At 70.0% G+C, this 20789-nt stretch carries 18 protein-coding genes; 9 read left to right on the top strand and 9 right to left on the bottom strand.

Features of this window, described 5'->3' with window-relative positions; genetic code table 11:
• From ACIRRY_RS20965 to ACIRRY_RS20955, 3 genes are read right to left on the bottom strand one after another with little or no spacing between them, the layout of a single operon-like run.
• On the bottom strand, positions 1 to 774 hold the full coding sequence (locus ACIRRY_RS20965) for an enoyl-CoA hydratase/isomerase family protein (RefSeq protein ID WP_403974783.1): 774 nt from the start codon (positions 772 to 774) through the stop codon (positions 1 to 3).
• Positions 771 to 1187 (bottom strand): Zn-ribbon domain-containing OB-fold protein, encoded by a 417-nt coding sequence (locus ACIRRY_RS20960; protein ID WP_403974781.1) that lies wholly within the window; start codon positions 1185 to 1187, stop codon positions 771 to 773. The genes ACIRRY_RS20965 and ACIRRY_RS20960 overlap by 4 nt, the downstream gene beginning before the upstream one ends.
• Before the next feature lie 4 nt (positions 1188 to 1191).
• Entirely contained in the window at positions 1192 to 2340 is a 1149-nt protein-coding gene (locus tag ACIRRY_RS20955; RefSeq protein WP_403975564.1) for a lipid-transfer protein, read from the bottom strand.
• Between the two features lie 114 nt (positions 2341 to 2454).
• Between ACIRRY_RS20955 and ACIRRY_RS20950 the strand changes: the two genes are divergently transcribed.
• Complete coding sequence (locus tag ACIRRY_RS20950) at positions 2455 to 4041, top strand: FadD3 family acyl-CoA ligase (RefSeq protein ID WP_403974779.1); 1587 nt, start codon at positions 2455 to 2457, stop codon at positions 4039 to 4041.
• Positions 4042 to 4169: 128 nt separating this feature from the next.
• Here the strand turns inward: ACIRRY_RS20950 and ACIRRY_RS20945 are convergent, their stop codons facing one another.
• Together ACIRRY_RS20945 and ACIRRY_RS20940 are read right to left on the bottom strand one after the other, a co-directional pair.
• Entirely contained in the window at positions 4170 to 4406 is a 237-nt protein-coding gene (locus tag ACIRRY_RS20945) for a hypothetical protein (protein ID WP_403974776.1), read from the bottom strand.
• A gap of 230 nt (positions 4407 to 4636) precedes the next feature.
• Positions 4637 to 7594 carry a BTAD domain-containing putative transcriptional regulator gene (locus tag ACIRRY_RS20940; protein ID WP_403974773.1) on the bottom strand — a complete coding sequence of 986 codons (2958 nt, stop codon included), beginning with the start codon at positions 7592 to 7594 and terminating at the stop codon, positions 4637 to 4639.
• 210 nt (positions 7595 to 7804) lie between these two features.
• Between ACIRRY_RS20940 and ACIRRY_RS20935 the strand changes: the two genes are divergently transcribed.
• The 3 genes from ACIRRY_RS20935 (at position 7805) to ACIRRY_RS20925 (ending at position 10725) form a co-directional block, all read left to right on the top strand.
• Positions 7805 to 9049: an amidohydrolase family protein gene (locus ACIRRY_RS20935; protein ID WP_403974770.1), complete on the top strand. Its 1245-nt coding sequence runs from the start codon at positions 7805 to 7807 to the stop codon at positions 9047 to 9049.
• On the top strand, positions 9046 to 9969 hold the full coding sequence (locus ACIRRY_RS20930) for an LLM class F420-dependent oxidoreductase (protein ID WP_403974767.1): 924 nt from the start codon (positions 9046 to 9048) through the stop codon (positions 9967 to 9969). Before ACIRRY_RS20935 ends, ACIRRY_RS20930 begins: the two co-directional genes overlap by 4 nt.
• 105 nt (positions 9970 to 10074) lie before the next feature.
• Complete coding sequence (locus ACIRRY_RS20925; protein ID WP_403974764.1) at positions 10075 to 10725, top strand: response regulator transcription factor; 651 nt, start codon at positions 10075 to 10077, stop codon at positions 10723 to 10725.
• 31 nt (positions 10726 to 10756) lie between these two features.
• Here the strand turns inward: ACIRRY_RS20925 and ACIRRY_RS20920 are convergent, their stop codons facing one another.
• Entirely contained in the window at positions 10757 to 11551 is a 795-nt protein-coding gene (locus ACIRRY_RS20920; RefSeq protein ID WP_403974761.1) for a hypothetical protein, read from the bottom strand.
• A gap of 62 nt (positions 11552 to 11613) precedes the next feature.
• Positions 11614 to 12348, bottom strand: a complete 735-nt coding sequence (locus ACIRRY_RS20915) for a hypothetical protein (RefSeq protein WP_403974758.1) — start codon at positions 12346 to 12348, stop codon at positions 11614 to 11616.
• 180 nt (positions 12349 to 12528) lie between these two features.
• Between ACIRRY_RS20915 and ACIRRY_RS20910 the strand changes: the two genes are divergently transcribed.
• The 4 genes from ACIRRY_RS20910 (at position 12529) to ACIRRY_RS20895 (ending at position 17798) form a co-directional block, all read left to right on the top strand.
• On the top strand, positions 12529 to 13299 hold the full coding sequence (locus ACIRRY_RS20910) for an SDR family NAD(P)-dependent oxidoreductase (protein WP_403975563.1): 771 nt from the start codon (positions 12529 to 12531) through the stop codon (positions 13297 to 13299).
• Between the two features lie 88 nt (positions 13300 to 13387).
• On the top strand, positions 13388 to 14506 hold the full coding sequence (locus ACIRRY_RS20905; RefSeq protein ID WP_403974755.1) for an LLM class flavin-dependent oxidoreductase: 1119 nt from the start codon (positions 13388 to 13390) through the stop codon (positions 14504 to 14506).
• 86 nt (positions 14507 to 14592) lie between these two features.
• Positions 14593 to 16314 (top strand): amidohydrolase family protein, encoded by a 1722-nt coding sequence (locus ACIRRY_RS20900; RefSeq protein ID WP_403974752.1) that lies wholly within the window; start codon positions 14593 to 14595, stop codon positions 16312 to 16314.
• Positions 16315 to 16364: 50 nt separating this feature from the next.
• Complete coding sequence (locus ACIRRY_RS20895) at positions 16365 to 17798, top strand: aldehyde dehydrogenase family protein (protein WP_403974749.1); 1434 nt, start codon at positions 16365 to 16367, stop codon at positions 17796 to 17798.
• A gap of 22 nt (positions 17799 to 17820) precedes the next feature.
• Here the strand turns inward: ACIRRY_RS20895 and ACIRRY_RS20890 are convergent, their stop codons facing one another.
• Positions 17821 to 18213: a nitroreductase/quinone reductase family protein gene (locus tag ACIRRY_RS20890; RefSeq protein ID WP_403974746.1), complete on the bottom strand. Its 393-nt coding sequence runs from the start codon at positions 18211 to 18213 to the stop codon at positions 17821 to 17823.
• Between the two features lie 51 nt (positions 18214 to 18264).
• Here ACIRRY_RS20890 and ACIRRY_RS20885 point away from each other — a divergent pair, with 51 nt between their 5' ends.
• The gene (locus ACIRRY_RS20885) at positions 18265 to 19107 is read left to right on the top strand and encodes an endonuclease/exonuclease/phosphatase family protein (protein WP_403974744.1); all 843 of its coding nucleotides are present in this window, start codon (positions 18265 to 18267) and stop codon (positions 19105 to 19107) included.
• Here the strand turns inward: ACIRRY_RS20885 and ACIRRY_RS20880 are convergent.
• Positions 19104 to 20729 (bottom strand): WD40 repeat domain-containing protein, encoded by a 1626-nt coding sequence (locus ACIRRY_RS20880; RefSeq protein ID WP_403974741.1) that lies wholly within the window; start codon positions 20727 to 20729, stop codon positions 19104 to 19106. The genes ACIRRY_RS20885 and ACIRRY_RS20880 overlap by 4 nt on opposite strands.
• Positions 20730 to 20789: the final 60 nt, after the last annotated feature.

Genomic DNA, 20789 nt, shown 5'->3' with positions numbered 1-20789 from the left:
TCACCGGGTCCGGAAGCCGCCGTTCCTCCGGTCGGCGAACAACTCCGCCTGCCGTTCGGTCGGCAGATTCCCGAGTGCGATGAGCGGTGGCGCCTGCGCATACGCCTGCGCCCGCGCCGCCTCCTTCGCCGACCACAGCGCCCGTACGGTGCCCTGGACGCCCTCCGTCGGATACCCGGCGATGACGGTCGCGCAGTCCACGGCGGCGGCCAACGCCCCGCCGGGCTCGGTGAGTTCGGACACCAGCCCGAGCTCGTACGCCCGCCGCGCGGAGACCCGCTCCGCCGTCCCCATCAGCATCATCCGCGCGACCTCGCCGTACGGCATCCGGTGGGCCAGCAGCACCGACTCGTACGCGCTGACCATGCCGTAGGTGGTGTGCGGGTCGAAGAACACGGCGGTCTGGTCGGCGATGACGAACTCGCTCTCGCCCAGCAGATAGAAGGCCCCGCCGCAGGCCATCCCGGACACGGCGGAGATCACCGGTTTCCAGAGGTCGTTGGCCTTGGGGCCGATGGTGAGCAGCGGATCGTCCTGCATGTAGGGCGAGTTGGGCTGCGGCACGACCGCGTCCCGGTCGAGCCCGGTGCAGAAGGCGCGCTCCCCGGCCCCGGTGAGGACGACGGCCCGTACGGAGTCGTCGAACCGCAACTCCCGCCACATGGCGATGAGTTCGGTGGCCGTCGCGAGGTCGATGGCGTTGAGCTTGCGCGGCCGGTCGAGGGTGACGACGGCTACGGCGGTGTCCTTGTCGACGGAGACCTGGAGGGTCATGGCCGCTCCAGGACCCACTGCGGAAGCCCGTCCGCGTCGAACACGACCTGTACCCGCGCCCCGATCCGAATCCGGGCCGGGGAGAGGGAGTCGAGTGCGGCCCCCGGACCGGTGACGAGGTTGCCGACCAGCCGGATGCGCGGGGCGTCGACCAGTTCGACCACGATCACGTTGTAGGGCGCGACGGCGGCGTAGTCGGGCAGGAGCGGGGGGTGCGGGAAGACGTACGACCAGACCCGCCCGCGCCCGCTCGTCAGCCGCCACTCGCTCGCGAAGGACTGGCAGTGCGGGCAGCAGGGGCGGGGCGGGAAGCGGGGCTCGGCGCAGTCGGCGCAGGTCTGGACGCGGAGTTCGCCCTCGCGGGCGTACTGCCAGAAGGGGGCGCCGTCGGTGTCGGTGACGGGGGAGAGCATGGGGTCAACTCCTCAGGAGCAGGGCGGAGGTGGGGACGCCCTCGCCCGCCGTCACCAGACAGGTGGCGGCGTCCGGGACCTGGGCGGTGCTGGTGCCGCGCAACTGCCGTACGCCCTCGTTGATCAGGTTGAAGCCGTGGACGTACGCCTCGGAGAGCCCGCCCCCGCTTGTGTTGAGGGGGAGTTGGCCGCCGATTTCGAGAGCGCCGCCCTCCGTGAAGGCGCCGCCCTCCCCCCTCCCACAGAAGCCGTAGCCCTCCAGGGAGAGCGGGACGAGGGCGGTGAACGCGTCGTAGATCTGGGCGACATCGACGTCCTGCGGGGTGAAGTCGGCGTGTTTCCACAGGTGTCGGGCGGCGGTCCAGGCGGGGCCGGTGAGGGGGTCGTCGTTCCAGTAGTTGACCATTCCGTGGTGCTGGGCGGGGAGGCCCTGGGCGGCGGAGTGGACGTAGACGGGGGTGCGCCGGCAGTCACGGGCACGCTCGCGGGAGACGACCACGCAGGCCAACGCCCCGTCCGTCTCGAGGCAGTTGTCGAAGAGGCAGAGGGGCTCGCTGATCCAGCGGGAGGTCATGTACATCTCGCGGGTGAGCGGGCGGTCGTACATGATCGCGGCCGGGTTCTGGTTGGCGCGGTTGCGGCAGGCGAGGGCGACGTTGAAGAGGTGGTCGCGGGTGGCGCCGTACTCGTACATGTAGCGGCGGGTGAGCAGGGCGATCTCGTCCGCCGGGCGGAGGAGGCCGAAGGGGCGGGTCCACTGGGCGGGGGTGGGGAGTTGGCGGGTGGTGTTGGTCCAGGGTCTCGCCCCGCTGCCGCGTTTCCGGGACCGCCAGGCCACGCCCACGGTCGCCTGTCCGGCGGCGATGGCGGTGGCGAGGTGGGCGACCGTCGCACAGGAACCGCCGCCTCCGTACCCGATCTTGCTGAAGAAGGTCAGGTCGCCGAAGCCGACCGCCTTCGCCAGTTCGACCTCGTCGGTCTCCTCCATCGTGTAGGAGGCGAGGGCGTCGACCTCGCTCGGGGAGATGCCCGCGTCGTCGAGGGCGGCGAGTACGGCACGACAGGCCAAGGTCCGTTCGTCCTCGGGGAGTTGCTTGGCGAAGGCGGTCTGTCCGATGCCGACGATCGCGGTCGCGTCCTTCAGTCCGGCCATGCGCTGTCCGGCCATGCTCCGTGCACCTCCGCGTGAACACCGGGGCTGCTGACAGGGCGTCAGGCTACAGCTAATCTGACGGACAGTCAGCTAGTGGGTGCAGGGAGGCCGTTCATGCGCACGGACGTGGAGTGGGGCAGCATCCCGGGCCTGGTGCGATCCGCCGCCGAGCGGTACGCGGACGCCGAGGCGGTGGTGGAGGGCCGGACGAGGATCTCGTACGCCGAACTGGGCGCCCGGGTGGAACGCGCGGCGGCGGCCTGTGTCGCGAGCGGGGTGGAGGTCGGCGACCGGGTGGGCATCTGGGCGCCGAACTCGACGGACTGGATCGTCGCGGCGCTGGGCGCGGTGTCGGCGGGCGCGGTACTGGTGCCGCTGAACACGCGCTTCAAGGGGAGCGAGGCCGCGTATGTGCTGCGCAGCAGCGGGGCGCGGCTGCTGTTCGTGACCGGGACGTTCCTGGGGACGTCGTACGTGGCCTCGCTGCGCCGCGCGGCGGGGGAGGGGCCCGGGGACGGTCCGCTGCCCGGGCTCCCGGCGCTGGAACAGGTGGTGGTGCTGGCGGACGACGCCCCCGCCGACTTCCGTACCTGGAAGGACTTCCTCGCCGGCGGGGAGGGGGTGGGCGCGGCGGAAGTGCGGGCGCGGGAAGGGGAGTTGGACGGCTCGTCCGTCTCGGACATCATCTTCACGTCGGGGACCACGGGCCGCCCCAAGGGCGCGGTGATCACGCATGCGCAGACGCTGCGGGGATACGAGATCTGGAGCGACCTGGCGGGGCTGCGGCAGGGCGACCGCTATCTGATCGTGAACCCCTTCTTCCACACCTTCGGCTACAAGGCGGGCGTGATCGCCTCGCTGATGCGGGGCGCGACGATGATCCCGCAGCCGGTGTTCAACGTCGACACGGTGCTCGCGAACATCGCGGCGGAGCGGGTGTCGGTCCTCCCCGGCCCGCCCACGCTCCACCAGTCCCTCCTCGACCACCCGGCCCGCGCCGCGCACGACCTGTCCGCTCTGCGGCTGGTGGTGACCGGGGCGGCGGTGGTGCCGTTGCGGCTGGTGGAGAGGTTGCGGGGCGAGCTGGGCGTGGGCACCGTCCTCACGGCGTACGGCCTCTCGGAGGCCAGCGGCATCGTGACCATGTGCCGGCGGGGGGACGATCCGTCGGTCATCGCGTCGACGTCGGGGCGCGCGATTCCGGGGACCGAGGTCCGGGTGGAGGCTCCTTCCGGCACCCCGGGCGAGGTGCTGGTCCGCGGCTTCAACGTCATGCGGGGCTACTACGAGGACCCGGCGGCCACGGCGGAGGTCCTGGGCGAGGACGGCTGGCTGCGCACGGGCGACGTCGGCGTGCTCGACGGGGAGGGCAACCTCCGCATCACCGACCGCATCAAGGACATGTTCATCGTCGGCGGCTTCAACGCGTACCCGGCGGAGATAGAACAGCTCCTCGGCATCCATCCCGATGTCGCGGACGTGGCGGTGATCGGCGTACCCGATTCCCGGCTCGGCGAGGTCGGGAAGGCGTATGTCGTACGGCGGCCGGGGGTGACCCTGACCGGCGACGACCTGATCGCCTGGGCGCGGCGCGAGATGGCGAACTACAAGGTGCCGCGGCTGGTGGAGTTCGTGGGGGAACTGCCCCGGAACGCCAGCGGGAAGGTCGTCAAGGGGGAGTTGCGGGCGTCGAATCCCTGACCCCGGACGCACATCGGCACCCCGGACGCACATCGGCACCCCGGACACGCGTCGGCACCCCGGACACACATCGGCCGCGACAGCTCCCCCCAGAGCTGCCGCGGCCGGTCCCCCGTGCGGTGGAGCCGTCAGACCGGCTCGCCCGTGGCGTGGACGTTGTCCGTCGACGCGTCCGTCTCCTCGGCGAGGACCGCGGTGATCGGCTCACCGGTGGCGTGGACGTTCTTCGTGGTGACGGGGCCGATGGTCGCGTGGACGTTGTCCGGCTGCACGATGACGGGGCCGATCGTGGCGTGGACGTTGTCCGGCGTCACGATGGGCTCGTCGGTGGCGTGGACGTTGTCGGTGCTGTTGTCGTCGCTCATGTCACTGGCTCCCCTGTTACGTGCGGTGATTGGGCGGGATCCGCCCGGCAACTCCCCCGAGAACTGCCGGACGGATCCTTGAAGGCCGGTTCACCATAGATCTCCGGCCGTTCGCCGTTCCGTCTGCCCCCCGACGCGACGGCCCGACACAGACGAGAGTGGCGGACCGCGATAAACGAACGATGAACGCCCGTGTCGAGGCAGTGGACACGGTGCTGGATCCGTCCGTGTCAGGCGGCGGCCGACGGGGTCAGCAGGCCCCTGACCGCGTCCGCCTCCGGTGCTCCCAGCGACTCGAAGAGGTCGAGGGCCTCGCGCCAGCACACCTGGGCGCGGCCGGGCTGTCCGATGCCGTTGAGCCCGCGGCCCAGCACGGTCAGGACGTTGCCGCGCCGCCACTCGCCGCCGATGCCGCGCAGCAGCGTCAGGGCGGCCTCGGCGTTGACCGCGGCCTGGGCGGGCCGGCGGGCCGCCAGGTCGAGTTCGGCGAGCCGGAACAGGGTCATGCCCTCCCACAGGCGCTGCCGGCTGTCCCGGAACACCTGGAGCGCAAGGTTGAGGCACTCGGTCGCCTCGGCCAACTGGCCGCTCTGGGTGAGCGCGAGACCCAGCGCGTACCGTCCGTTCGCGCCCCGCAGATCGTGCCCCATGTCGTCGTACATCGCCGTGCCCTGCTGGGCCAGCGCCACCGCGCTCGCCGTGCGCGAGGTGGCCAGGTGGATGCGCGAGAGGTTGCACAGGGCGCTCGCCTCGCCGGGCCGGTCCCCGAGGACGCGGAAGCTCTCGATGGCCCGGGTGAAGTGGGCGGCGCCCTCCTCGTGCCGGTTCTGGTAGAGCGCGACCACCCCGCTGATGTTGGAGGACCAGCAGCCGGTGAGCGGATCGGAGGCCCGCGCGGCCAACTCCGTCGCCTGCTCGGCCTCTTGGAGCGCCACGTCGAACCGGGAGCCGGAGATGTGGTGCACGAAGGCGAGCAGCGTCAGCGCCCGTGCCTCCGTGCGCGGATCCGCGAGCTGCCGCGCCGTGTTGCGCAGGAGGTCGGCGACGGCCTCGTACTCCTTGGAGTTGGTGCCCGACTCGGCCAGGTCGACCGCCGCCCACAGGGTGTCCACGGCCCGCCGCAGCGTCCCCGCCCGCGCGGCCTGGCGGACACAGGCCAGCAGGGAGACGGCCTCGGCGTACAGCCAGTCCTGCGCGGTGTGCCGGTCCGAGAACACCAGCCCCGGACGGTCGGTGTGCTCCAGGTGGTCCACCAGCCGGTCGCCGGGCCGCTCGATGAGGTAGACGCCCGAGACGGTGGCCAGGTAGAAGTCCAGCAACCGCGAGACCGCGGCAGCCGGTTCACTCGCCGACCGCTCGTCCCGCTCGGCGCACGCACGCGCGTAGAGCCGCACCAGATCGTGGTACCGGTAGCGCCCGGGCGCCGCCGATTCGACAAGTGACGTGTCCACGAGGGATTCCAGCAGGTCCTCGGTCTCCTCGACCGGAAGATTCAGCATCGCCGCCGCTGCCGCGAGGGAGATGTCCGGCCCGTCGGCGAGGCCCAGCAGGCGGAACGCGCGCGCCTGGGCCGGCTCCAACTGGCCGTAGCCCAGCTCGAAGGTGGCCTTCACGGCGAGGTCGCCGGCCTGGAGTTCGTCCAACCGCCGCCGCTCGTCGGCCAGTTTGGCGGCGAGCACCGAGACCGTCCAGGTCCGACGGGCCGCGAGGCGGGAGGCCGCGATCCGGATCGCCAGCGGCAGGAAGCCGCACGCTGCGACCACGTCGAGGGCGGATTCCCGTTCGGCCGCGACCCGTTCGGCGCCCACGATCCTCGTGAAGAGCTGGAGTGCCTCCTCGGGGGACATCACATCGAGGTCGATGAGATGCGCCCCGGCCAGGTCCACCATCCGCACCCGGGAGGTCACCAGCGCCGCGCAGCCCTCGGTGCCGGGGAGCAGGGGCCGCACCTGGGCCGCGTCCCGCGCGTTGTCCAGCAGCACCAGCACCCGGCGGCCGTCCAGCACCGACCGGTACAGCGCCGAGCGCTCCTCCAGGGAGTCCGGTATCGCGGAGTCCGCGGTGCCCAACGCCCGCAGGAACGCGCCCAGTACGGTCTCCGGCTCCGCCGCGCGGGAGCCCGCGCCCTGGAGGTCGACGTACAACTGCCCGTCGGGGAAGGCGGACCGGGCCTGGTGGGCCACGTGCACCGCGAGGGTCGTCTTGCCGACGCCGCCGATGCCCGCCAGCGCCGACACCGCCATCACCCGGCCCTCGGCCGAGGCGAGGACCTCGCTCAGTTCCGACACGAAGGACACGCGGCCGGTGAAGTCCGGGACGGTGGCCGGGAGTTGGTGGGGACGCATCGGCGCGGGCGCCGTCTCCGCCACCGGTGCGGAGGGTTCGGCCAGTTTCGGGTCGGCCTGGAGGATGCGCTGCTGGAGTTCGCGCAGGCCGGGGCGCGGGTCCACGCCCAGTTCGTCCGCGAGCAGCCGCCGGGTGTCCGCGTACACCGCGAGGGCCTCCGCCTGGCGGCCGGAGCGGTACAGCGCGAGCATCAGCAGCTCACGGAACCGTTCCCACAGCGGGTGGGCCGCCGTGAGCGCCGTCAGCTCGCTCACCGCCTCCGCGTGGCAGCCCTGCTCCAGGTCCATGTCCAGCCGGGACTCCAGGAGTTGGAGCCGCCACTCCTCCAGCCGGACCCGCTGCGTCTCCGCGTACGGCCCCGGCAGCCCGGCCAGCGCCTCCCCGTCCCACAGCGCCAGCGCCCGCGCCAGCAGGTCCCGCGCGTGACACAGATCACCCGCGGACTTCGCCTTCTCCGCCTCGCTCGCCAGGTCCTGCGCCACCGCCGCGTCCAACGCGCCCTCGGGCAGGCCGCGTACGGCATACCCGCCCGACTCGCTGACCAGGACCCCGGCGTCCAGCGCCTTGCGCAGCCGGGACGCATACGTGCGCACCGCGGCCAGCGCCTGCGACGGAGGGTCGTCACCCCACAGGGCGTCGATCAGCTCGCCGGCGGTCGCCGTCCGGCCCTCGCGCAGCAACAGCGCGGCCAGCAGGGCGCGTTGCTGAGGCGAGCCCGTGGGCAGCGAGACGGTGCCCCGCCAGGCACGCACCGGACCGAGCACGTCGAACCGCAGTGCCGTCGACTCTTCCGAGCCGGAGTCAGGGCGCCGCTGCTCCGGTACTCGCGGTCCACCGTCCATCGCCGTTCCCCCTAGGCAAGCCTGATAGCTACGACAGTTTGCCTTGTCCGCAGCGGCTGCGTCAGCTCTCGGAGACGCCGCTCACAGGTGGCCGCGCGGGATGTCACAAGGCTCTCACACGGCCTGCGCACAGTTCCGCACACAACCGAGCATCCCGAACCCCTTTCAAGCTAGCTGACGGGTCGTCAGATCGGCGCTACCGTGAGCGCCATGGACACCCAGAAGACCGACCGGACGCCCCTTCCGCCGATCATCTCCGTCGACGACCACACCGTGGAGCCCGCCGACGTCTGGCAGCACCGGCTGCCCAAGAAGTACCTGGACACCGGCCCCCGCGTGGTCCGCGCGCCACTGAAGGAAATGACCTTCCTGGGCGGCCGGTTCAAGCCCGTCATGGGCGAGCCCGGCGACGACGGACCCATCGGCGACTGGTGGGTCTACGAGGATCTGCACCGCCCCCTCACCCGCCTCGACACCGCCGTCGGCTACAGCAGGGACGAGATCAAGCTCGAAGTCATCACTTACGAGCAGATGCGTCCGGGCTCCTTCGACGTCCCGGCCCGCCTGGCCGACATGGACGTCAACCACGTCCAGTCCGCGCTCTGTTTCCCCACCTTCCCCCGCTTCTGCGGCCAGACCTTCACCGAGGCCGCCGACCGCGAACTCGGCCTGCTCTGCGTCCGCGCCTACAACGACTGGATGGTGGAGGAGTGGTGCGGCCCGGACGCGCGGGGCCGCCTGATCCCGCTCCCTCTCATCCCCTTGTGGGACCCGGAGTTGGCCGCGGCGGAGGTCCGCCGCAACGCGGCCCGCGGCACCCGCGCCGTCGCCTTCTCCGAGATACCCCCGCACCTCGGCCTGCCCTCCATCCACACCGACGACTGGGACCCGTTCCTCGCCGCCTGCGCCGAGACCGGCACGGTCATCGCCATGCACATCGGCTCCAGCAGCCGGATGCCCTCCACCTCGGCGGACGCCCCGCCGGCCGTCGGCTCCACGATCACCTTCGCCAACTGCTGCTATTCGATGGTGGATTGGCTGATGAGTGGCAAGTTCGAACGCTTCCCGGACCTCAAAGTCATGTACGCCGAGGGCCAGATCGGCTGGATCCCCTACATCCTGGAGCGCGCCGACGTGGTCTGGGAGGAGAACCGCGCCTGGGGCGGAGTCGCCGACAAGGTGCACCGCCCGCCGTCCGAACTCTTCACCGAGCACGTCTACGGCTGCTTCTTCGACGACGCGTTCGGCCTCCGCAATCTGGACGCCATCGGCGTCGGCAATGTGCTGTACGAGACCGACTACCCCCACTCCGACTCCACTTGGCCCAAGTCCCGCGAGGTCGGCGAGGCACAGATGGGACACCTGGCACCGGACGTGGTCGAGCGGATCGTCCGCGGCAACGCGATCGACCTCCTGGGCCTGACCCCGGACGGCCTCTGGGAGGGCACCGCATGACCGGCCTCGGCTACGGCATCCAACTCCCCGTCCAGTCCCAGAGCACCATCTACGCCGAGCCCTGGGAGGCCGACGCGGGTGCCGCCGACCTCGTGGAGATAGCCAGGGCCGCCGATCGAGCGGGCTTCGGCTACATCGCGAGCTGCGACCACGTGGGCGTCCCGCGTCGCCTCGCCACCGCCATGAGCACGATCTGGTACGACCCCGTCGCCACCCTCTCCTACCTCGCGGGCGTCACCGAACACGTCCAACTCCTCAGCCACGTAGCGGTCGTGGGACTCCGACACCCGCTGATCAGCGCCAAGCAGTACGCCACCCTCGACCACCTCAGCGGGGGCCGGCTGCTCCTCGGGGTCGGCGCCGGGCACGTCCAGGAGGAGTTCGAGGCGCTCGGGGTCGACTTCGAGCGGCGCGGGCCCGTCCTCGACGAGACGATCGACGCCCTGCGCGCCGCCCTCGGCCCCGACGAATTCCCGGAGCACCACGGCAAGTTGTACGACTTCGAGGGGCTCGGGCAGCGGCCCCGCCCCGCGCGGGAACACGTCCCCCTCTGGGTCGGCGGCTCGTCCCCCGCCGCCGTACGCCGGGCCGCGCTCAAGGGCGACGGCTGGCTGCCGCAGGGCGACCCGCGCGCGAAGCTGCCCGCGCAGATCGAGCGGATCCGGCGGCTGCGCCAAGAGGCCGCCGTAGAAGGGCCGTTCGTGTTCGGGGCGATCACCGAGCCGCTGTACGTCGGCGAGCCGGGGTGGGAGGTCGGGCGGCGCACGCTCACCGGGGCGCCCGAAGCTCTCGCCGAGTCGCTGCGGGCTTATGGGGCGATGGGCGTGGACCAGATCCAGGTGCGGTTCCGCTGCCGCGACCGTGCCGAACTGACGGACCAGATAGGCGAGTTCGGGGCGGAGGTGGGACCCCTGCTCTGATCACCTGCTGTTGGAACATGATCACGGCCTGTTTGAACACGGTCACGCCGAGCCGCGTATGTATGGACGTACGGACGTCATGGCTCCGGCGGAAGGACCTCCCACGTGCGATCCTCCCAGCGATTGGTGGTCGCACTGGCCTCCGCCGGCCGCACCTGGCCGCACGAGGACTGGCCGCCCCCGGACGATCCGTACGTGAGCGGTGTCCTGTATGTCTCCCCGCCCTACGACGGGCTGGCGGAGACCGCCGCGGACGTCGTCGTGCTGCACTGCGAGGCCCCTGCCGTGTCCTTTCCGGGGCTGCTGGACGTGCTCCGCGCCCAGCGCGTCCCGGCGCTCGTGGTCAGTCCGCGCCGGGACACCGAAGCGGTGGTCGAGGTGTTCCGGGCCGGGGCGGGCTATCTGGTCGAGGGCGACCACTGCCCCGCGATGATGTCCTCGGCGGTCGTCGCGGCCACCGTCGGGCACACGTACCTCTCCCCGTCCGCCTGTGACGCCCTGCGGGAGGGAGCCGGTCGGATGGCCGCGACCGATGACACGATGCAGCGGCTGCGCGCACTCCTCTCGCCGCGCGAGCAACAGATCATGGAACTGCTCTCGACCGGCCTGGGCGCACGGCAGATCGGGCAGCGACTACGGCTGAGCGAGAAGACCGTCCGCAACAACCTCAGCAACATCTACGCCAAGCTGGACGCCAGGAGCGGCACGGACGCGGTTCTGCGCTGGCTGGGAACCACGCCCGTACTTCGCACCTGAGAACCTTCTTGAACCTTCGAGGAGCGTCTGATCAGGGCGCCGGGATCTCCGTCAGTGGAATTTCCACATCGGTGACATCGGCGCCGCCCTCACCGAATCCGGGTTCTTCGTCCTGAAGGGCCTTCGTCGAATTCGGTGCGCTGTCGGCCTCGGCGGTCCCGCATTTCACGTTCCGCAGCCAAAGGCGCCCGTCGGGTGTTCCGTTGTTCAGGATCTGCGGATAGAAGACGTGCACGGTCGCGGCGCCCTCGCTCGGCGCGAAGAACACCGTCCGACCGTCCTGTGCCTCCTTGTACGTGGCCTTCAGGAATCCGCTCACATCGGTGCGCTTGGCGGACCACATGAAGAAGCCGGTGCTGTCCGCCTGCACGGTGTCCGTCCGGCTGAACGCCAGCGTGGTCGTCTTGTCGTCACGTGTGATGTTGATGGTCGACGTGCTGAACTTCAGGCCGATCTCGAAGAACGAGTTCCCGAGCTTCGTGCCGGCCTCGGTGGTGGACCCTTCCTCCAGCTGAACGGTCCGCGTGACCGAGGCGCTCACGTTGAAGGTCTTCGTCGCGGTGCCGGTGGAACCGCAGTTGTCGGTCACCGCGGAGACGCGTTCGTTGGGCCCGAGACTGTTCGCCTTGAACTGGACGTCGACGAAATCGCAGTCGGCCAGCCTGTCCGAGTCCGAGGCGCAGTCGGCGGTCACTTCGGAGGAGGTGGCGGCGTTCGCCTGGTTCATCAGCGGGACGATCACCGCGAGGGCTGCCACGGGGGCCAGGGCCAGGGTGATGCGCTTCTTCTTGCTCCGGTGGCTTCTGGTGCGGCCGTTCCGGGACATGGGTTTCTCCTGTGGGGGTGTAAGGGAGTTGAACTGCGGTTTCCTGAAGGTCGGCCGGAGGCTCAGCAGTCCTCCAGGACCGCCTTGGAGGTGCCGTCCACGACACCGGGGGCGCCCGCGGCGCCCGGCAGGATCACGGGTCCCTCGACGACGTCCGGTGCCACGAAGTTCTGCTCGGGAGACGGATTGACGGCGAAACTGCCGGGATCGGCGTCGATGCGCACCCGCCACTCACCGGTCATGCGCTGGAGTCTCGGCGTGAACTCCATGTGGAGCACCTTGCCGACCGGTACGTCCCGCGTCTCCGTGTCGCCGGCCGTCGCCGACTTCACGGTCATGTCGAGGGTGCCCTTGTGCTTGACCCAGGACCCGCTCAGGAATCCGAACAGACCACCGCCGCCGCCCTGTTGGGTGGAGACGTACTTTCCCTGACCCTGGGCGGCCGTCGCCGACCAGGTGATGGACACCTTGCCCGCTTCGGTGGCGTTCGACTCGCAGTTCGGGAAGTCGATGGAGGACTTCTCGGTGGGTCCGTCGAAGGTCTCGAAGTTCGTCTCGACGAAATCACAGTTGTCGGCCTGGAAACCGTCCGCGAAAGCGCCCCCGAAATCCTCCACCGACCGTTTCGCGCCATTCACTACGGCTGATCTTTCACACATGGTCATGATCTGGTCCGGCGTCTTCGCGTCGGCCGCGTTCGCCGACGGCAGCAGGATGACGATCGCCCCGCCGGTCGCGAGTGCCGCACCGATCGCCACGTACCTGACTTTTCTGTTGCGCAGTCTCCGTTGTGCCATGACAGGAATTGTTGGAGTCAAGGCGAGGTATGGCCAGGGTCAAATATCCCTACTCTTCGGTCACTTCAAGTGTGCTTGTGCAAGCCATCGGCTGTGCGCAAGGAGGCCCCGTTCTGCATCTGACGCTTCGTCAGATGCGGCGCTACGATGCCCGCATCCACCGATCCCGAGGAGGCCCGCATGGGCAAGCTGGACGGGCGTGTCGTTCTGGTCACCGGAGCGGCGCGCGGGCAGGGGGAGCAGGAGGCGCGGTTGTTCGCGGCGGAGGGCGCGAGCGTCGTCGTGGCGGATGTGCTGGATGAGCAAGGGGAGGCGCTGGCCAAGGAGTTGGGCGCGTCCTACGTCCATCTCGATGTCGGCGAGGAGGCGGACTGGGGGGCCGCCGTCAGGGCCGTCAAGGAGACGTACGGGCGGATCGACGGGCTGGTCAACAACGCGGGGATCCTGCGGTTCAACTCCCTTGTGGACACGCCCCTCGAGGAGTTCATGCAGGTCGTGCGGGTCAACCAGGTCGGCTGCTTCCTCGGGATCAAGACCGTGGGGGCGGTGATGGAGGACGGCGGCACGATCGTCAACACCGCGTCGTACACGGCGGTGACGGGGATGGCGGCCGTGGGGACGTACACCGCCACCAAGCACGCCATCCTCGGGCTCACCCGGGTCGCCGCGCTGGAGTTGGCGAGCCGGCGGATCCGGGTCAACGCCGTCTGCCCCGGGGCCGTGGACACCGCGATGTCCAACCCCTCGCGGCTCGACCCGGACGCGGATCCGGAGGAGATGACCCGCGCCCTGGACGAGCTGTACCGCAAGCTCGTGCCGCTCGGGCGGATCGGGAGGGCCGACGAGGTGGCGAAGCTCGCGCTGTTCCTGACGTCGGACGACTCGTCGTACATCACCGGGCAGCCGTTCGTGATCGACGGGGGCTGGCTGGCGGGGGTCAGTGTCATCTGACGGGGCGTCATCTATTGACGAATCTGACGCTACGTCAGAAAGTCGTAGCACTCATAGGGACCACCTGGACTTGGGACGGTGAACCTCCTTGGAATTCGGGCTCTTTGTACAGGGATACGTGGGCAAGCGTGCCGAAACGGACCCGCTGGCCGAGCACAAGGCGCTGATGGAGGAGACCGAGTACGTCATCCAGGCGGACAAGTCCGGGTTCAAGTACGCCTGGGCGTCCGAGCACCACTTCCTGGAGGAGTACTCGCACCTCTCGGCCAACGACGTCTACCTCGGCTACCTCGCCCACGCGACGGAACGGATCCACCTGGGGTCGGGGATCTTCAACCCCCTCGCCCAGGTCAACCACCCGGTGAAGGTCGCCGAGAAGGTGGCCATGCTCGACCATCTCTCGGGCAACCGCTTCGAGTTCGGGAGCGGGCGGGGTGCGGGCTCGCACGAGATCCTCGGGTTCATACCGGGCGTCACCGACATGAACTACACCAAGGAGATCTGGGAAGAGACCATCGCCGAGTTCCCCAAGATGTGGCTCCAGGACGAGTACGTCGGCTTCCAGGGCAAGCACTGGCAGCTGCCGCCGCGCAAGATCCTCCCCAAGCCGTACGGCAAGGCGCACCCGGCGATGTGGTACGCCGCCGGGTCGCCTCCCTCGTACGCCATGGCCGCGCGGAAGGGGCTCGGCGTCCTCGGGTTCAGCATCCAGAAGGTCTCCGACATGGAGTGGGTGCTGGAGCAGTACAAGACGGCGATCGTGAACGCCGAGCCGGTCGGGGCGTTCGTCAACGACAACGTGATGGTGACGACGACGGCGATCTGTGCGCCTACGCACGACGAGGCGATCCGGATCGCCTGCAGTGGTGGGCTGCACTATCTGCCCTCGTTGGTGTTCCGGTACCACGACACGTTCCCCCGGCCCGAGGGGTTCCCCGTGTGGCCGGAGACGTTGCCGGAGTACACGCCGGAGTTCGTCGAACTCCTCGTGGAGGAGGAGCTGTTGATCTGTGGGGATCCGGACGAGGTGCTCACCCAGTGCAAGCGGTGGGAGCAGGCCGGGGCGGATCAGTTGAGCTTCGGGTTGCCGGTGGGGGTGCCGAAGGAGGAGACGTTGCAGACGATTCGGTTGATCGGGGAACACGTGGTTCCGAAGATCGACACGGATCCTGTGCACCGGACTACGCGGTTCCGGGATGCGGCCTGAGGTTGTACGGCGGGTGCGGGTGCGTGGGGGGCTGGTCGCGCAGTTCCCCGCGCCCCTGAAAACAAGCGGAGTCGAGGAGGCGCCCCATGCTTGATCACGTCATCAAAGGTGTCACCGTCGTTGATGGGACCGGGGCGCCTGGGTTCGTCGCCGATGTTGGCATACGGGACGGGCGGATTGCCGTTATAGGGACGGTGGTTGAGGAGTCCCGTACCAGCGAGGACGCGCATGGTCTCGTGCTTGCGCCCGGGTTCGTCGACCCCCACACCCATTACGACGCCCAGCTTTTCTGGGATCCGTATGCCACGCCCTCGCTCAACCATGGGGTGACGACCGTGGCCGCCGGGAACTGTGGGTTCACGCTTGCGCCCCTGAAGCCGCAGGATGCCGACTACACGCGGCGGATGATGTCCAAGGTCGAGGGGATGTCGCTGGTCGCGCTGGAGGAGGGGGCGCCCTGGAGCTGGCGTGGGTTCGGGGAGTATCTGGACGCGCTCGAAGGGCGGATCGCGGTCAACGCCGGGTTCATGGTGGGGCACTGTGCGCTGCGCCGGTACGTGATGGGGCCGGACGCGGTCGGCGGGCAGCCCAGTGAGGAGCAACTCGCGGCGATTGTGCGGCTGTTGCACGAGGCCATGGACGCGGGCGCCTGGGGTTTCTCCACCACCCAGTCCTCCACGCACTCGGACGGCGACGGACAACCGGTCGCCTCCCGGCACGCCCGCCCGGCGGAACTGCTGGCCCTCTCAAAGGCTGTCGGGGAGCACGAAGGGACGCAGATCGAGGCGATCGTCGCCGGGTGTCTGGATCAGTTCAGTGACGCGGAGATCGATCTGTTCGTCGAGATGAGCGCGGTGGCGGGGCGGCCGTTGAACTGGAACGTGCTGACCGTCGACGCCGCCGTCCCTGAGCGGGTGCCCCGGCAGTTGTTCGCCAGTGAGCGGGCTCGGAAGGCCGGGGGGCGGGTCGTCGCGCTGACCATGCCGATCCTCACGCCGATGAACATGTCCCTCGGCACCTTCTGCGCGCTGAACCTGATACCCGGGTGGGGGCCGATCCTGAGCCTGCCCGTGCCGGAGCGGATCGCCAAGCTGCGTGAACCCGAGGTACGGGCCGAGATGTTGGTGCGGGCGAACAGCAAGGAGGCCGGGGTCTTCCGGCGGCTCGCCAACTTCGGGCGGTATGTCATCGGGGACACGTACAGCGCGGCCAACGAAGGGCTGACCGGGCGGGTGGTGAAGGACATCGCCGCCGAGCGGGGGCAGGAAGCCTTCGAGTGTCTGGTCGAGATCTGTGCCGCCGATGAGCTGCGGACGGTGTTGTGGCCGATGCCTTCCGACAACGATCCGGCCTCGTGGGCGCTGCGTGCCGAGACCTGGCAGCACGAGGATGTGCTGCTCGGCGGGTCCGACGCGGGGGCGCATCTGGACCGGATGTGCGGGGCGCCGTACACGACGCGGTTCATCGGGGACTGTCTGCGCGGGCGGAAGTTGGTGGGGCTTGAGCAGGCGGTGAAGATGCTGACCGATGATCCGGCGCGGTTGTTCGGGCTGCGGGAGCGGGGGCAGTTGCGGGAGGGCTGGCATGCGGACCTGGTGCTCTTCGACCCGGAGCGGATCGACGCCGGCAAGGCCACCCTGGTGCACGACCTGCCGGGTGACAGTCCGCGCCTCGACTCCAAGGCGATCGGCATAACCGCCGTATGGGTCAACGGGGTTGAGGCGATCCGGGGCGACGTGGTGAGCGGGTCCGTGCCGGGGCGGGTGCTGCGGTCGGGGCGGGACACCAGGACGGTGAGCACCAAGTGAGTTCCGGGGGCGGGTCGGAAGTCGGCTCTGAAGTAGCTGATGGGCAGCGGTTGTTCGTCGGTGGGGAGTGGGTCGAGCCCGACGGTGGGTACTACGCCGTGGTCGATCCCGCCACCGAGGAGACCGTGGGGTGGGCGCCGGAGGCCTCGCGGGATCAGGTGTTCGCCGCTGCCGCCGCCGCCCGGGACGCCTTCGGAGCGTGGTCGCGTACGCCGGCCGAGGAGCGCGCGGCGATTCTGGGGCGGGCGGCCGACCTCGTACGGGAGCGGCTCGTGCCGTATGCCGAACTCGCCCAGGCGGAGACGGGTGCGACCACCGGGACCGCGCGGGGCATGCAAGTGGGCGTGGCCGCCGCCCGGTTCCGGCGGTACGCGACCGTGGAACCGGCCGAGTGGGCGATCGCGCCGCAGGTCAACGACGCCGGGCCGTTCGGGCGGGCGGCCGTGATGGGGGCGATTGCCGTACGGCAGCCGGTCGGCGTCGTCACCTGCATCACGTCGTACAACAACCCGTGGGCGAACCCCGCCGGGAAGATCGCTCCCGCGCTCGCCATGGGCAACACGGTGGTCGTGAAGCCCGCCCCGCAGGATCCGCTGTCCGTCTACCGGATGGCGGAGGCGCTGGAGGCGGCCGGGGTGCCGCGCGGGGTCGTGAACGTGGTCAACGGGCAGGCCGTGGAGGTCGGTGAGGCGGCCGTGGAGTCGCCGGACGTCGACATGGTCAGCTTCACCGGGTCCACGGCCGTCGGGCAGCGGATCGCCGAGGTGTGCGGGCGGGGCATGAAGCGGCAGTTGATGGAGCTGGGCGGCAAGGGAGCGGCTGTCGTCTTCGACGACGCGGACCTCGACGCTGCCGTGTCCGGGATCGGTACGACCTTCTCCTTCTACAGCGGGCAGATCTGTACGGCGCCTACGCGGGTGCTGGCCCAACGGGGCGTGTACGAACGGGTTGTTGAGCAACTGGCGGGCTACGCCGGGCGGTTGAAGGTCGGAGATCCGAGGGCGCGGGACACGGTGGTTGGGCCGGTCATCTCGGCTGCCCACCGGGAGCGCGTCGAGTCGTATGTCGAACTGGGCCGGAAGGAAGGGGCGGTGGTCGTCGCGGGCGGCGAACGGCCGTCCGACGGGCCCGGGTTCCATGTCGCCCCCACCGTCCTCGCCGACTGCACCGCCGAGATGCGGGTCGTCCGGGAGGAGATCTTCGGGCCCGTCGTCGTGGTCGTCCCCTTCGACGAGGAGGAGGAAGGGATCGCCCTCGCCAACGACAGCGACTACGGCCTCATCGACTACGTCTGGTCGGGAGACGTGGCCCGCGCCTTCCGCGTGGCCCGGCTGCTGCGGGCCGGCGGGGTGGGCGTCAACACGGTGGGCCGCAACATGGAGGCGCCGTTCGGCGGCTTCAAGAAGAGCGGGGTCGGACGGGACGTCGGCTCGTACGCGCTGCACGCCTACAGCGAGGTGCAGGCGATCGTCTGGCCGGGGTGAGGCCGGCACCTCGCCCCTTGGTTCAGTCCCGCAGATCCACCCGTACTGTCAGCAGACTCGACCCCATCGCCTTCACCGCCGCGCTGTTGAAGCGGGGCAGGGTGCGCAGGCGGGCCCGCGGGTCGTCGTCGGGGAGGAGGTGGGCCGTGCCGGTGTGCCAGCGGCCCAGGATCCTGACCCGTACCTCCGGGTTCGCCTTGATGTTGCGGACGTAGTGGGAGAGTTCGCCGAACTCCGAGACCAGCCAGAAGGTGTCGCCGACCCGGCGGCCGCCGAGCGGAGTGCGGCGGGGCTCGCCGGAGACGCGGCCGGTGGTCTCCAGGACGGTCTGGGTGGGGAGGCGGCGGGTGACCGCGTTCAGCACGCGTTGGATTCGCGTGACATTGCGGTACTTGGTCTCGAGAGTGCTCGGCATCGTTTCCGGATCTCCTGTCGGCTGGCTGCGTCCGTGGACTTCAATGATCCCGTGCGCGTCGTGACATGGAACCTGTGGTGGCGGTACGGGCCCTGGGAGGCCCGGCAGAAGGCGATTCTCGCCGTGTTGCGGGAGCTGGAGCCCGATGTGGTCGGGTTGCAGGAGGTGTGGGACACCGGGGGTGCCGGTGAGAATCTCGCCGCTTGGCTCGCCGGGAAACTCGGTATGCACTGGACCTGGGGAGCCTCCCACGATCCCGGGTTCTGGCAGCGGCGGCTCGGCGATCCGACCGTCGGTATCGGCAACGCCGTCCTCAGCCGCTGGCCCATCGCCGAGCGGGCCGTACTGCCGCTGCCGCCCGGGGACGGGGACGGCGGCCGGACCGCGCTGTACGCGGGGCTGGACGCGCCCGGGTACCGCGTCCCCTTCTTCACCGTGCACCTCTCCTCCGCCGTCGAGGCCTCGGCCGTACGGTGTCGACAAGTCACCGCACTCGCGGAGTTCGTCGCCGCCCACGGTGGTGACGGGGCGTCCTTTCCCGCCGTCGTCACCGGTGACTTCAACGCCTGGCCGGACTCGGACGAGGTGCGGCTGTTCGGCGGGTACCGGACGGCGCCGGCCGTGCCCGGTCAAGTCCTCATGGATGCCTGGGACTTCGCCGAGCCCGGGGCTCCCTCGGTCACCTGGGATCTCGGGAATCCTTACGTGGCGGGCTCGTTCGGGCCCAGCGTCCGCATCGACTACGTCTTCGTGGAGCCGATGGAGCGGGGCCGGCCCGGCCACATACGGGGCGTACGGCGGGCGGGGGACGGGCCGGTCGACGGGGTGTGGCCGACCGACCACTCGGCCGTCGTCGTGGATCTGAGCGAGGGCGATGGACCGGGTGCCCGCTAAGGAACGATGGCCGCCGCGTCCCACACGACGAGGGTGCCGCCGCGGTCGACGGACATCAGGTAGGTCCCGCCGGGCGACATACGGCAGTCGAGTACGACGTCCGTGTGGGCCTCGAGGGTGGTCAGGAGCCGGCCGTCGCGGGTCGACCGGATCTGCACGCGTTCCTTGGCGGGGATCGCCAGCCATTTCCCGGTGGTGGCGAACCGTGTCCCCATCTGCTTGCGCGCGAACCGCTCGCGAAGGCCGGGCAGTTCCAGAATCCGGAGCCGGTCCAGGTCGCCGATCGCGATCCACGAGCCGTCGTCGGCCAGCCCGAGCTGGTGGACCGAGTCCGGCTGGTCGGGCAGTTCCGCGAGCTGTCGGCCGGTACGCGGGTCCCAGAGCAGGATCTGAGGGCCGCGGCCACGCGTCGCCAGGGTTTTCCCGTCGGCGCTGAGCGCCAGATGTGACATGTTCTTCGTCGTGGGCTTCGTTCCCCGGCGTTCGTCGGTGAGCGGGTCGACGAAGCTGCCGGTGAAGCTGTTGTAGGCGATCCACATGCCGTCCGGACCGTGCACGGACTCACCCACCGTGCCGACCTTGAAGGGGAGTATCTCCTCGCCGCTGACGGGGTCCCAGGCTTGTGCCTTCTCACCCACGCTGCTGGTCATGATGAAATCGCCGTCCGGAGAGACGTCGCAGTGGTCGATCGTGCAGGTCGGGCCCTGGATCACTCGTCGCAGGGCCTGCCTCTCCACGTCGTAGACCTGGAAGAGCCCCCTGAGCCCGACCACCACCAGCCAGGTGCCGTCCGGTGACAGCGCGAAGTCCCAGGGATTCGAGCCCAGTCGGAGCACGCCACGGACCGCCGACAGCTGCCGGCCACCGCCCGGTTCGCCGGCGGTGGGCCGCTCATGGCCAAGGGCTCGCAGCAGTTCGCTCCGCTTCCCCTGGTCCAGTCGGGAGCCGGGCTCCGCCTCGCCCATGACCTCGTTGATCGTCGCGGCGACGGCCCGGGACTCCGCGGAGTCGACCACGGCCAGATCGGCCAGCAGGCTCTGCGCTCCGAACCGCCTGATCTTGGCGATCTGCCACTGGGGAGACGCCACGAGTGCGGCGGCCTGAGCCGGGTCGCAGTGGTGCAGGTGCCAGACCAGATGCCGCCACCAGTACCCGGCGGCGGCGGGCAGCGTCCACCACGGGTCACCGGTTTTCAGCAACGCGAAGGCGTTGTGCGTGAGTTGGGCGTGCCAGGCGGCTGCCTCCTCCGCCGACCAGCGCGACAGCAGGCGCTCGTGCAGCCCCTGCGGGACGGTCAGCCACCGCTTGCCGTCGTCGGTCTTCCTGATACGCATGAGACCCACGCGATTGAAGTGCTCGAACAGGCCCAGGGTGGCGTGGACGTGGCCGTGTGTGTCGTGGCCCACCTTGTCCCAGGCCTGGGTGAGCTCGTTCACGCTCAGTTCGATGCCCGGGGGGACGGCCGACAGACGCCGGAGATTGAGGGCGTCCTGGGTGTAGAGGTCCAGGCTCTCCAGTGCCCTGCCGATCCGGTCGTCGCCCCAGTCCTCGTGGCCTGTCTGCTGCTCCCAGTACTCCCGTCGGTGGCGCTCGCCCCGGCGCCGAGCCCAGGGTGTTCGCATTGCCTGTTCCTCTCGCCCGCCCGGACGCCCAGTGAAACAGCCCGAACGCCTGTACGCAGG

Origin of the sequence: Streptomyces sp. NPDC101776 (assembly GCF_044766845.1) — a bacterium.
Taxonomy (GTDB): Bacteria; Actinomycetota; Actinomycetes; order Streptomycetales; family Streptomycetaceae; genus Streptomyces.
This window is presented reverse-complemented; position numbering and strand designations above follow the sequence as displayed.